The sequence below is a fragment of the Blastococcus sp. SYSU D00813 genome (genome assembly GCF_054050735.1).
In genome coordinates, this window is the sequence record NZ_JBJGZX010000006.1 from 13,606 (window position 1) to 25,369 (window position 11,764).

Below are 11,764 nucleotides of genomic sequence, written 5' to 3' on the forward strand. Positions count from 1 at the left end.
TCAGTCCGGCCGCTCGGCCGCGAGCGCGTCGGCCAGCTTCTGCCGTGCGACCTCGCGCGAGGTGGGGTCGTCCCGGTCGGCATCGTCGTCGAAGACGACGGTCCACTCCCGCGCGGCCTGGCCGGGGACGCGGCGCGCCACGAGCAGCACCGTCCCGCCGCTGGGCAGCGGCGAGCGGCGGCTGTCGACGACGGTCTGGTCGACCCGCTTGCGCACCACCGCGGGCAGGTCGCCGGCGTCGGCGAGCACGTGGCGCGTCGCCGGCTGCCGTGCCTGGACGCCGGGCTCGACCTCCGCCAGCGGGACCACGGTGAAGGTCCCGCCGCCGTCGGCCGTCGCCGCCCAGCGGGCCGAGCCGACCTCGTGCCAGGGCAGCACGCCGACCTCCCCGGCCGCGTCGAGCGCCAGACCCGCCGGCACCCGCCGCAGCCCGCGCGACGTGGCGGCCAGCCAGCCCTCCCCGCGCACGAGCGCGCCCCAGGCGAGCACCCGCTCCTCGGGGTCGGGCGAGGCGAGGACGACGGCGCGCACCAGCTCCGGCGGCCGGGTGAACCGGCGGCGCATCCGGTCGGCCGGGCTCACGGGGTGAGCCCGCCCATCGCCCGCTCCCGCAGCGACCGGGCCTGCTGCTCCAGCGCGAGCAGCTGCCCGAAGACCTTCGTGTACTCGTCGGCCTGCTCGACCGGGTTCATCCGCTGCAGCCTGCCCTTGAGCGCGGCCACCTGGCGGACGGTCGCCATCTCCTGCAGGCGGGCGAGCACGGCGAGCACGTAACCGGCGTCGGCCTCGCCGACCGACCGCAGCGGCTCCACGGCCAGCGCGGTCAGCTGGGCGCGGGCCGTCTCCCGGGCGCAGTGCCCGGCCACCTCGTCGAGCCAGGCCGGGCCGGACACCTGCGCGCCCGCCGCTCCCCCGGCGCCGGTGACGGCGGCGGCCACCGCCGCGTAATCGGGGTCGGTGTAGGCCTCCGGCGGGATGGCGTCGAACGACGGGCCGGCCAGCTCGGGCACCTGCAGGGCCGCCTTGACGGCCTCGCGCTCCACCTCGAGCGCGGCGTCGTCCGGGGTGCGCTTGGGCGCCCGCGGCCGGCCGCGCTGCGGTGCGTCCCCGCCGCCCTGGATCCGGCGGATCCGCTCGAGCACCTCGGCCTCGTCGGTGTCGCCGATCAGCGCCGCCAGCCGCCGGGCGTAGGCCGGGCGCAGCGCGTGGTCCTTGACCTGGGCCAGCAGCGGCGCCGTCCGGTCGAGCGCGGCGACCCGGCCCTCCACGGTCTCCAGGTCGTACTCCGCGAGCAGCGTGCGCAGCACGAACTCGATCAGCGGGGTGCGCCGGGCGACGAGGTCGCGGACGGCGGCGTCGCCGTGGGCCTGCCGCAGCTCGCACGGGTCGCGGCCGTCGGGCTCGACCGCGACGAACGTCTGCGCCACGAACCGCTGGTCCTCCTTGAACGTCTTCATCGCCGCGGCCTGGCCGGCGGCGTCGCCGTCGAAGGTGTAGACGACCTCGCCGCGGAACTCGTCCTGGTCCATCAGCAGTCGGCGCAGCACGCTGATGTGCTCGGGTCCGAACGCGGTGCCGCAGGAGGCGACCGCCGTCGTCACCCCGGCCAGGTGGCAGGCCATCACGTCGGTGTAGCCCTCGACGACGACGGCCTGGTGCCGCCGGGCGATGTCGCGCTTGGCCCGCTCGAGGCCGTAGAGCACGGTGCTCTTCTTGTAGAGCGGGGTCTCGGGGGTGTTGAGGTACTTCGGGCCCGGGTCGTCGTCCATCAGCTTGCGGGCGCCGAAGCCGATCACGTCGCCGGTGATGTCGCGGATCGGCCAGACCAGCCGCCGGTGGAAGCGGTCGATGAGCGTGCCGCGGCTGGACTCCTTGGCCAGGCCCGCGGTGACCAGCTCCTCCTGGGTGAAGCCCTTGGCCCGCAGGTGGCGGGTCAGCGCGTCCCAGCCGCCGGGGGCGAAGCCGCAGCCGAAGTCGAGGGCGACCTGCCGGTCGAAACCGCGGTCGGCGAGGAACTGCCGGGCCGGCGCGGCGTCGGGGGTGCGCAGCTGTTCGGCGTAGAACTCGGCGGCGGCGGTGTTGGCCGCGACCAGCCGGGCCCGCTGGCCGACGTCGCGCCGGTCCGGGGCGCCGGTCGGTCGCCCGCCGTCGTCCTCGTAGTGCAGCTGGACGCCGGACCGGCCGGCCAGCAGCTCGACCGCCTCGGAGAAGCTGAGGTGGTCGACCTTCTGGATGAAGGAGATGACGTCACCCCCTTCCCCGCAGCCGAAGCAGTGGTAGAGCCCGCGCGAGGGGGTGACGTGGAACGACGGGGACTTCTCGTCGTGGAACGGGCACAGCCCCTTGAGGCTGCCGCCACCGGCCCGCTTCAGCTGCAGGTGCTCGCCGACGACCTCGTCGATGCGGCTGCGCTCGCGGACCGCGGCGATGTCGGCGGCCCGGATCCGCCCTCGGCCGGCCATCAGCTGCCCGCCGCCGCGGCACCACCGGCGACGATCGCCCCGGTCGCGGCCGACTGGTTGCGCCGGTCGAGGACCAGCTCCAGCCACAGCAGGAAGACCTGGTGGTCCACGGGCACGGCGTCGTCGCAGCGCAGCGTCGGCCGCGGCGACCAGCCCCCCGTCGACCCGCTCTCGCCGACGGTCCGGCCGCCGCTGGTGTACCGGTGGGTCCTCTTCCACGCCGACAGGGCGGCCACCGAGACCGGCGTCCCCTCCAGGTCGGCCTCCCAGGTGCCCTTCCACATCGAGGTCTGGGAGGCCCGCAGCCGCGCCGTGCCCTCGGGGTCGGCCGACCAGCGGCCGGTCAGCTCCCGCTTCTGCTTCGCGAAGACCCACTCGCGCCCGCCGACGACGGCCGTGGCCGCCTCCCTCCAGTTCGCCGCCCGCAGCTGCGCGACGACCGCGCCGTCGCGCAGCACCGGCAGCACGCCCTTCTCGACACCCGCGGAGCCCGCCCTGCCCAGTTCCAGCACGCGCCCTCCTCAGCCGATCCCCGGGGCGCCGGCCACGCTCTCGCCGGTCACCCGGTACAGGAGGTAGGCGGCGGTCTCCCGCATGATGTAGCGGAACTGCGTGGTCCGGGTCTGCACCGCCGGGCCCTGCCGGGTCGGCGAGCTCTCGGCCTGGATGCCGGCGTCCTCGGCCATCCGCTCGGCCCGCATGGCGTGCCACGGGTCGGTGACCAGGACCGCCGTGTCCCAGCCCCGCTCGGCGAAGGCCCGCCCGACCGCCCGCATGCTCTCCAGGGTGTCCACGCCCTCCTCGACGGCGAGCAGCGCGTCGGCGGGCACGCCGCCGGACTCCGCCAGGTACTGCTGCCCGGCCTCGGCCTCGGTGAACTGGTCGCCGGCGGCCTTGCCGCCGACGGTGACGATCACCGGCGCCACCCCGTCGGCGTACAGCTTCAGGGCGTGCTCCAGCCGGGCCTCGAAGATCGACGACGGGACCCCGTTGTACTGCGCCGAGCCCAGCACCACGATCGCGTCGGACGCCGGCCGCGAGTCCTGCCGCGCCGTCCACCAGATGGCGGTGGCGGTCGAGGCGACCAGCAGCAGCGCGGCCAGGACGGCGGCGCCGACCAGCCGGGCCACCAGGCTCCCCATCCGCACCCCCACGGGTCATGGGTACCACGCCCCACCCACGGCCGGCCCCGAGGCAGGGGCCCGCGGCGAGCTCGCGAGTCGCGGGGGGCCTCGGGGTCCTCCCTCAGCCGCCGGCGGGCTCCGCGCCCAGGGCCGCCCGGCCCGCCTCCAGCCGCGCCACCGGCACCCGGAACGGCGAGCAGGACACGTAGTCCAGCCCCACCGCGTGGAAGAAGTGCACCGAGTCGGGGTCGCCGCCGTGCTCGCCGCAGACGCCCAGCTTCAGGTCCGGCCGGGCGGCCCGGCCGCGCTCCACGCCCAGCTCCACGAGGCGGCCGACGCCCGGCCGGTCCAGCGACTCGAACGGCGAGACGCCGAAGATCCCCTTGTCCAGGTAGGCGTGGAAGAACGCCGCCTCGACGTCGTCCCGGGAGAAGCCCCACGTCATCTGCGTGAGGTCGTTGGTGCCGAAGGAGAAGAACTCCGCCGAGCCGGCGATCTCGTCGGCCGTCAGCGCCGCCCGCGGCACCTCGATCATCGTGCCGATGAGCGGCCGGACGTCGACGCCGTGCTCCTCGCACACCGCCTCGATGACCCGCTCGGACTCCTCGCGGATCGCCTCCAGCTCCTGCACCGCACCGACCAGCGGGATCATGATCTCCGGCCGCGGGTCCCCGCCCTGCGCCTTCCGCTCGCAGGCGGCCTCGACGATCGCCCGGACCTGCATGGCGAACAGGCCGGGCACGACCAGGCCCAGCCGGACGCCGCGCAGGCCCAGCATCGGGTTCTCCTCGTGCATCCGGCGCACGGCCGCGAGCAGCCGGAGCTGGCCCTCGTCGTGGTGGCCCTCGGCCTCGGCGACGGCGACGCGCACCGACAGCTCGGTGAGGTCGGGCAGGAACTCGTGCAGCGGCGGGTCGAGCAGCCGGACGGTCACCGGCAGCCCGTCCATCGCCTCGAGGATCTCGACGAAGTCCTGCTTCTGCAGCGGCTCCAGCGCGTCGAGCGCGGCCTGCCGGTCGTCGTCGCCCTCGGCCAGGATCAACTGCTCGACCAGCCGCCGCCGGTCACCGAGGAACATGTGCTCGGTGCGGCACAGCCCGATGCCCCGGGCGCCGAAGCGGCGGGCACGCGAGGAGTCCTCGGGGGTGTCGGCGTTGGTGCGGACCTCGAGCCGGCGGACGGCGTCGGCGTGGGTGAGCAGCCGGTGGACGCTGCGCACCAGGTCGTCGGCGTCCTCCGCCTCGGGGTCCAGCTCGCCCTCGAAGTAGCGGACCACCGACGAGGGCTCGACCGGCACCTCCCCCAGCCACACCGCGCCGGTCGACCCGTCGATGCTGATGACGTCGCCCTCGCCGACCACGGTGCCGTCGGGCGCGGTGAAGCGCTTGGCCTTGGTGTCGACCTGCAGCTCCTCCGCGCCGCACACGCACGTCTTGCCCATGCCGCGGGCCACCACCGCCGCGTGCGAGGTCTTGCCGCCCCGGCTGGTGAGCACGCCCTGCGCGGCGATCATCCCGGCCAGGTCGTCGGGGTTGGTCTCCCGCCGGACCAGGACGACGTCCTCCCCGCGCTGCGCCCAGGCGACGGCGGTCTCCGACGAGAACACCGCCTTGCCGACCGCCGCGCCGGGCGAGGCGTTCATGCCCTGGGTGAGGCGGGTGGCGTCCCCGCCGGAGACGAACCGCGGGAACATGAGCTGGGCCAGCTGGTCGCCGGTGACCCGGCGGACGGCCTCGTCCAGGTCGATGAGGCCCTCGTCGACCAGCTGGGTGGCGATCCGGAAGGCCGCCCCGGCGGTGCGCTTGCCCACGCGGGTCTGCAGCATCCAGAGCTTGTTGCGCTCGACGGTGAACTCGATGTCGCACAGGTCGCGGTAGTGCGACTCGAGCCGGGCCATGATGCCCATCAGCTCGTCGTAGGCGCCCCGGTCGATGTCGGCGAGGTCGACCAGCGGAACCGTGTTGCGGATGCCGGCGACGACGTCCTCACCCTGCGCGTTCTGCAGGTAGTCGCCGTAGACCCCCTGCTCCCCGCTGCCGGGGTCGCGGGTGAAGGCGACGCCGGTGCCGGAGTCCATGCCGAGGTTGCCGAACACCATGGAGCACACGTTGACCGCGGTGCCGGCGTCGCCGGGGATGCGCTCGCGGCGGCGGTAGAGGATCGCCCGGTCGGAGTTCCACGAGTCGAACACGGCGTTGATCGCCAGGTCCATCTGCTCGCGGGGGTCCTGCGGGAAGTCGCGGCCGGTGTGCGCGCGGACGATCGCCTTGAACCGGTCGACGACCTCGCGCAGGTGCTCGGCGTCCAGGTCGAGGTCCAGGTCGGTGCCCTGGTCGGCCTTGACCGCGTCGAGGGCCTCGTCGAACAGCTCGCCCTCGATGCCCTGCACGGTCTTGCCGAACATCTGGATCAGCCGGCGGTAGGAGTCCCAGGCGAAGCGCTCGCTGCCCGACTGCGCGGCCAGCCCCCGCACCGACTCGTCGTTGAGCCCGACGTTGAGGACGGTCTCCATCATCCCGGGCATCGAGGCCGCCGCCCCCGAGCGCACCGAGACCAGCAGCGGGTCGGCCGGGTCGCCCAGCGTCTTGCCCATCGCCTTCTCCAGCGCGGCCAGGTGCTCGGAGACCTGGGCGGCGAGGTCGGGCGGGGTGCTGCCGTGCTCGAGGTAGTACCGGCAGGCGTCGGTGGTGATCGTGAAGCCCGGCGGGACCGGCAGCCCGAGGTTGGTCATCTCGGCCAGGTTGGCGCCCTTGCCGCCGAGCAGGTCCTTCTGCTCCTTGCTGCCCTCGCTGAAGTCGTAGACCCACTTCTGCTGGGTCCCCGTCGTCGACACCGGCCGCCACCTCCGCCTTCCGTGCCCCGTGGGTGCCCCGGGCAGCGTCGCCCGGGGCGGGGAGGGAGTCGATCATGGCGCATGGGCCGGGACGACGCAGCGCCGCGCGACGTGGGGGCGTCGCGCGGCGCTGCGGGGTCGTGCGGGGTGGGACGGGTCAGATGGCGAAGCCGGCGCCGTCGCCGCCGCAGATCCGCCAGCCCTTGTCCTCGATGACGAAGAAGTTGGCCTCCTGCGACTGCCCCTGGAAGGTCAGCGTGGCGTTGACGTTCTGGCCGCTGAGCTCGCCCAGGGTGCTGTCGGTGACCTCGTTGATCTCGACCCCGACCTCGCCGGGGGGCGCGAACTGCAGGGCCTCCCGCAGCTCCGACTCCGAGGTCTCGCGCTGGGCCGGCTCGCAGAGCAGGTCGTAGACGCCCTCGGCGTCGCGCTCGGAGACCTGCTGCACGAACTGCTCGACGGCGCCCTCGGGGCTGTTGGCCCCGCGGCCGGAGACGATGAGGAAGCCGATCACCGCGAAGGCGATGGTCAGGACGACGACGACCGCCCCGACGATCTTCCCGGTCATCCACGGCGGCGAGGGCTGCGGCGACCGGTAGTTCGGGAAGCCGGTGGCGAGCGGACCGCCCTGGAGGCTCTGCGCCTGCTGCGGCGTCGGGGCGTACTGCGGCTGGGGCGCCAGCTGCACCTGTCCGGGGAACCCGATCTGGGTCGGGGCGGCGGGCGGCTGACTGCCCCCACCCGGCGCAGGAGGCTGAGGGGGGAACGGCGGCTGGGACAACGGTCTTCCTCTCGAGCGAGCCCAGGGACACGATCCGTCCCGAGGGCGGCGCCATGGTGGCAGCACGGGACCGGTCTGAGAAGGCATCCCCGCGCCATCCGTGCGGCGCGTCGCCCGACCGCGCTACGCCACGGCTCCCGGCGGCTGCCCGGCGGCTACTCGATGCCGCAGACGTGCGGCCCGTCCTCGTTGACCACGGTCAGCGTGGCGGTCGCCCCGTCGTCCCAGCGCACGGTGACCCGCTGCACGGTGTCGCCGTCGACCTCGCCCTCCGCGGTCCCGGTGACCTCGGGGCCGGTGCCGCGGACGTACTCCTCCGCGGGGTCGGTGTCGGCCAGCCGCTGCCGCTCGGCCTGGCAGAGCAGCTGCCCGGCCGAGTCGAGGTCGCCGTCGGCCAGCGCCGCGTAGAAGGCGTTCACCGCGCCGGTCGACTGCTCCTCCGCCGTCCCCTTGACCACCGGGATGAGGAGGACCATCACCACGCCGAGCACGACGGTGCCCAGCATGATCGCCAGCAGCAGGCCGTTGCGGTTGCGCGGCGTGCCGGTGTGGAGGTCCTCCGGCCCCTCGTCGTAGAGGAACGGCCCCTCGGACGCGGTGCTCATCCGCCACCCACCAGCAGCTCGGCGCCCGCCGGCGGGCGCGGGTCGTCGCGGTCGTCGAGCCAGCCCTCGGGCAGGGCGACCGGCCGGGGGGAGCTCGTGCGCCCGCGCGGCCCGCCGAGCACGGCGGCCGGGTAGGGCTGGTCGGGGATCCGCGCCAGCAGCCCGGCCAGCTCGTCGAGCGAGCTGACCATCGCCAGCGCGCGGCGGACGTCGGAGCCGACCGAGAAGCCCTTGAGGTACCAGGCGACGTGCTTGCGGAAGTCGGTGCAGCCGTGCAGCTCGCCCTGCTCGGCCGACAGCAGCTCGGCGTGCCGCTGCATGACCGCGGCGACCTCCCGCAGGGTCGGCAGCGCGCGCTCGGCCCGGCCGGCGAAGGCCGCGGCGAGGTCGCCGAACAGCCACGGGCGGCCCAGGCAGCCCCGGCCGATGACGACGCCCGCGCAACCGGTCTCGGCGACCAGCCGCAGCGCGTCGTCGGCCTCCCACACGTCGCCGTTGCCCAGCACCGGGATGTCGACGGCCTCGACCAGCCGGGCGATCGGCGCCCAGTCGGCGGTGCCGCTGTACAGCTGGTCGGCGGTGCGGCCGTGCAGCGTGACGGCCGCGGCGCCCTCGTCCTGCGCGATGCGGCCGGCGTCGAGGTAGGTGACGTGCTCGGCGTCGATGCCGATGCGGGTCTTGATCGTCACCGGGACGTCGCGGGCCGCCCGCACCGCCGACCGCACGATGTCGGCCAGCAGCCGGCGTCGCCAGGGCAGCGCGGAGCCGCCTCCCTTGCGGGTCACCTTGGGCACCGGGCAGCCGAAGTTCAGGTCGATGTGCGCCGGGCGGGTGCCGGCGACCTCCTCGTCGACCAGCATCTCGACGGCGCGGCCGACGGTCGCGGGGTCGACGCCGTACAGCTGCACGGAGAAGCCGGCGGCGGCCTCCTCGGGCGTGGCCCGCACCATCTGCAGGGTCTTGGCGTTCCGCTCGACCAGCGCCCGCGTCGTGATCATCTCGCAGACGTAGAGGCCGGCGCCGAACTCCCGGCACAGCGTCCGGAACGCCGGGTTGGTGATGCCCGCCATCGGCGCGAGGACGACGGCCGGGTCGACGGTCAGCGGCCCGAGCCGCAGCGGCGCGACCGCCGTCGCCGGCTCGAGGGTGCTGGTCACGGCTCCCAGCGTAGGCGGCGACGTGGGTCACCCCGGGCAGCCGCTGGCAGCATGCGCGCCACCGCACCCGACTCGACGAGGAGACGACGCGTGTCCGACCTGCCCGACCTGCTCCGGCTGACCGAGGTCGCCGAGCGCCGCTACCACGTCTTCCAGCCCGCCGAGTCCGCCGAGGGCCGCGACGTCGTCTTCAGCGGGCAGCTGCTCGGCCAGGTGCTCATGGCCTCGGACCGGCACGCCGGCGGCAAGGACGTCCGGTCGGTGCACGCGGTGTTCGCCCGCGCCGGCTCCTACCTCTCCCCCATCGAGGTCGAGGTGGAGTCGCTGCAGGCCGGTCGCACCTGGGCCAGCGACACGGTGACGGCGCGGCAGGACGGCAGGCTGCTGACCCGGGCGACGGTGCTGCTCAACGTCGTCGACCCCGACCTCATGCGGCACGGGCCGGCCATGCCCGACGTCCCGTCGTTCGGCGAGCTGGCCCCCGACCCGGCGCCGCAGGCCTTCCCCGGCGCGGAGCTGCGCCGGGTGCCGGGCGAGCCGATGGCCGGCGACGTGCCGGTGGAGGCCGCGTGGCACCGCTTCGAACGGCCGCTGGAGTCGGTGGCCGCGAACCAGGCCGTGCTGGTGTGGGCGACCTGCGGGTACCTGATCGGCCTGGCCATCCGGCCGCACGCCGACACGGTCGACTACTCGCAGGCGCACGTCACGCTGAACACCGGCGTCATCGGGCACACCGTGCACTTCCTGGAGCGCTTCGACGTCAGCCGGCCGCTGCTGGTCACCCAGGAGGCGACGAAGGCGGCGACCGGCCGGGTCTACGGCCGCGGCTCGGTGTTCACCGAGGACGGCGAGCTGGTCGCCGCCTTCGAGCAGGACGCGATGGCCAAGGACGCCGGCCGCGCCCTGGACCCGCGACGGAGCATGTAGGGCCGTGACCGGTGGCGGACCCGGGAGGTCCCCGGCGGGCGCGGCGGTGGAGCCCCACGCCCGCCGGGTACGGCACCCGGCCGCGGTGGCGGCCGGCGGACCACTCAGCAGCCGGGGAGGCGGGCGGCCAGGTAGGACTCCACCTGGTCCAGCCCGATGCGCTCCTGGCTCATCGAGTCGCGCTCGCGGACGGTCACCGCCTGGTCCTCGAGGGTGTCGAAGTCGACGGTGAGGCAGAACGGCGTCCCGACCTCGTCCTGGCGGCGGTAGCGGCGGCCGATGGCGCCGGCGTCGTCGAAGTCCACGTTCCAGTTCCGCCGCAGCGCGGCGGCCAGGTCGCGGGCCTTGGGCGACAGGTCGGCGTTGCGCGACAGCGGCAGGACCGCGGCCTTGACCGGGGCCAGCCGCGGGTCCAGCCGCAGCACCGTGCGGGTGTCCACGCCGCCCTTGGCGTTGGGCGCCTCGTCCTCGGTGTAGGCCTCGACGAGGAACGCCATGAGCGACCGGGTGAGGCCGGCTGCCGGCTCGATCACGTACGGCGTCCAGCGGGTGTTCGTGGCCTGGTCGAAGTAGGACAGGTCGGTGCCCGAGTGCTGGGTGTGCGTGGACAGGTCGAAGTCCGTGCGGTTGGCGATGCCCTCGAGCTCCCCCCACTCCGAGCCCTGGAAGCCGAAGCGGTACTCGATGTCGACGGTGCGCTTCGAGTAGTGCGACAGCTTCTCCTTCGGGTGCTCGAAGTGCCGCAGGTTGTCCGGGGAGATGCCGAGGTCGGTGTACCAGCGGGTCCGCTCGTCGATCCAGTACTGGTGCCAGGTCTCGTCGCTGCCCGGCTCGACGAAGAACTCCATCTCCATCTGCTCGAACTCGCGGGTGCGGAAGATGAAGTTGCCCGGGGTGATCTCGTTGCGGAAGGACTTGCCGATCTGGCCGATGCCGAACGGCGGCTTCTTCCGCGCGGCGCCCATGACGTTGGCGAAGTTGACGAAGATGCCCTGGGCGGTCTCCGGGCGCAGGTAGTGCAGCCCCGACTCGTCCTCGACCGGGCCGAGGTAGGTCTTCAGCATCATGTTGAAGTCGCGCGGCTCGGTCCACGCGCCCTTCGTGCCGCAGTTCGGGCAGGTGATGTCGGCCAGGCCGTTCTCCGGCGCCCGGCCCTTGCGCGCCTCGAAGTCCTCCTCGAGGTGGTCGGCCCGGAAGCGCTTGTGGCAGCTCTGGCACTCGGTCAGCGGGTCGGTGAAGACGCCGACGTGACCGGAGGCCACCCAGGTCTGGCGCGGCAGGATCACCGAGGAGTCCAGGCCGACGATGTCGTCACGGCTCTGGACGACGGTCCGCCACCACTGCTTCTTGATGTTCTCCTTGAGCTCGACGCCCAGGGGCCCGTAGTCCCAGGCGGAGCGGGTGCCGCCGTAGATCTCGCCGGAGGGGAAGACGAACCCCCGGCGCTTGCAGAGGTTGACCACCTTGTCGAGGCGGGCGGGGTCGTGCTTGGTCGGGCTCTCGGCCACGGGCTCTCAGGCTCCATCCGGCTGGCGGTCGGCGGTTGACCCGTCCACGGTAGTCGCGCCCCGGCGGCCGGCCCGGGACCGGTCAGGGTGCCGGGAGGAACACCCCCGGCTCGTCCACCGCGTACACCCACACCGGCGCGCCGGCGATCTTGACCTCCGCGGCCGAGAGCGCCCGCCGGTAGGCGCCGACGCCGTCCCACACCGTCACCAGGGCCCACAGGCCCGGCTCCTCGGCGGCCTCGCCGACGTGCCCGTCGCGGAAACCGGGCCGTGCGGCCAGCGCCGCCAGCAGCGCGGCGGCGTCCCGGGCGAGAGCCGGGCCGTCGCCGTCGGGCACCCGCAGCCGGGTCACCACGAACACCTGCGC

The 11,764-nt window shown here is 74.3% G+C and carries 11 protein-coding genes; 1 reads left to right on the top strand and 10 read right to left on the bottom strand.

Annotated features, from left to right (window positions below; translation table 11 throughout):
- From ACI8AX_RS05840 to dusB, 8 genes are all read right to left on the bottom strand, one after another.
- Window positions 1-582 carry a hypothetical protein gene (locus ACI8AX_RS05840; protein ID WP_456548843.1) on the bottom strand — a complete coding sequence of 194 codons (582 nt, stop codon included), beginning with the start codon at window positions 580-582 and terminating at the stop codon, window positions 1-3.
- Window positions 579-2,462: a DNA primase gene (dnaG, locus tag ACI8AX_RS05845; protein WP_456548844.1), complete on the bottom strand. Its 1,884-nt coding sequence runs from the start codon at window positions 2,460-2,462 to the stop codon at window positions 579-581. Before dnaG ends, ACI8AX_RS05840 begins: the two co-directional genes overlap by 4 nt.
- Complete coding sequence (locus ACI8AX_RS05850; RefSeq protein ID WP_456548845.1) at window positions 2,462-2,974, bottom strand: hypothetical protein; 513 nt, start codon at window positions 2,972-2,974, stop codon at window positions 2,462-2,464. The genes dnaG and ACI8AX_RS05850 overlap by 1 nt, the downstream gene beginning before the upstream one ends.
- Before the next feature lie 9 nt (window positions 2,975-2,983).
- A complete protein-coding gene (locus tag ACI8AX_RS05855) occupies window positions 2,984-3,616 on the bottom strand; it encodes a YdcF family protein (RefSeq protein ID WP_456548846.1) in 633 nt (210 codons plus the stop codon).
- Window positions 3,617-3,707: 91 nt separating this feature from the next.
- Window positions 3,708-6,419 carry a pyruvate, phosphate dikinase gene (gene ppdK / locus ACI8AX_RS05860; RefSeq protein ID WP_456548847.1) on the bottom strand — a complete coding sequence of 904 codons (2,712 nt, stop codon included), beginning with the start codon at window positions 6,417-6,419 and terminating at the stop codon, window positions 3,708-3,710.
- Window positions 6,420-6,576: 157 nt separating this feature from the next.
- Window positions 6,577-7,107, bottom strand: a complete 531-nt coding sequence (locus tag ACI8AX_RS05865) for an Rv0361 family membrane protein (RefSeq protein WP_456548848.1) — start codon at window positions 7,105-7,107, stop codon at window positions 6,577-6,579.
- 248 nt (window positions 7,108-7,355) lie between these two features.
- A complete protein-coding gene (locus tag ACI8AX_RS05870) occupies window positions 7,356-7,805 on the bottom strand; it encodes an Rv0361 family membrane protein (RefSeq protein ID WP_456548849.1) in 450 nt (149 codons plus the stop codon).
- The gene (dusB, locus tag ACI8AX_RS05875) at window positions 7,802-8,962 is read right to left on the bottom strand and encodes a tRNA dihydrouridine synthase DusB (RefSeq protein ID WP_456548850.1); all 1,161 of its coding nucleotides are present in this window, start codon (window positions 8,960-8,962) and stop codon (window positions 7,802-7,804) included. The genes ACI8AX_RS05870 and dusB overlap by 4 nt, the downstream gene beginning before the upstream one ends.
- Before the next feature lie 90 nt (window positions 8,963-9,052).
- Here dusB and ACI8AX_RS05880 point away from each other — a divergent pair, with 90 nt between their 5' ends.
- Window positions 9,053-9,889, top strand: coding sequence for an acyl-CoA thioesterase (locus tag ACI8AX_RS05880; protein ID WP_456548851.1), 837 nt, complete (start codon window positions 9,053-9,055; stop codon window positions 9,887-9,889).
- Between the two features lie 104 nt (window positions 9,890-9,993).
- Here ACI8AX_RS05880 and ACI8AX_RS05885 read toward each other — a convergent pair whose 3' ends face one another.
- Both ACI8AX_RS05885 and ACI8AX_RS05890 read right to left on the bottom strand, forming a co-directional pair.
- The gene (locus ACI8AX_RS05885; RefSeq protein ID WP_456548852.1) at window positions 9,994-11,397 is read right to left on the bottom strand and encodes a glycine--tRNA ligase; all 1,404 of its coding nucleotides are present in this window, start codon (window positions 11,395-11,397) and stop codon (window positions 9,994-9,996) included.
- Window positions 11,398-11,479: 82 nt separating this feature from the next.
- Window positions 11,480-11,749, bottom strand: coding sequence for an antibiotic biosynthesis monooxygenase (locus ACI8AX_RS05890; RefSeq protein WP_456548853.1), 270 nt, complete (start codon window positions 11,747-11,749; stop codon window positions 11,480-11,482).
- Window positions 11,750-11,764: the final 15 nt, after the last annotated feature.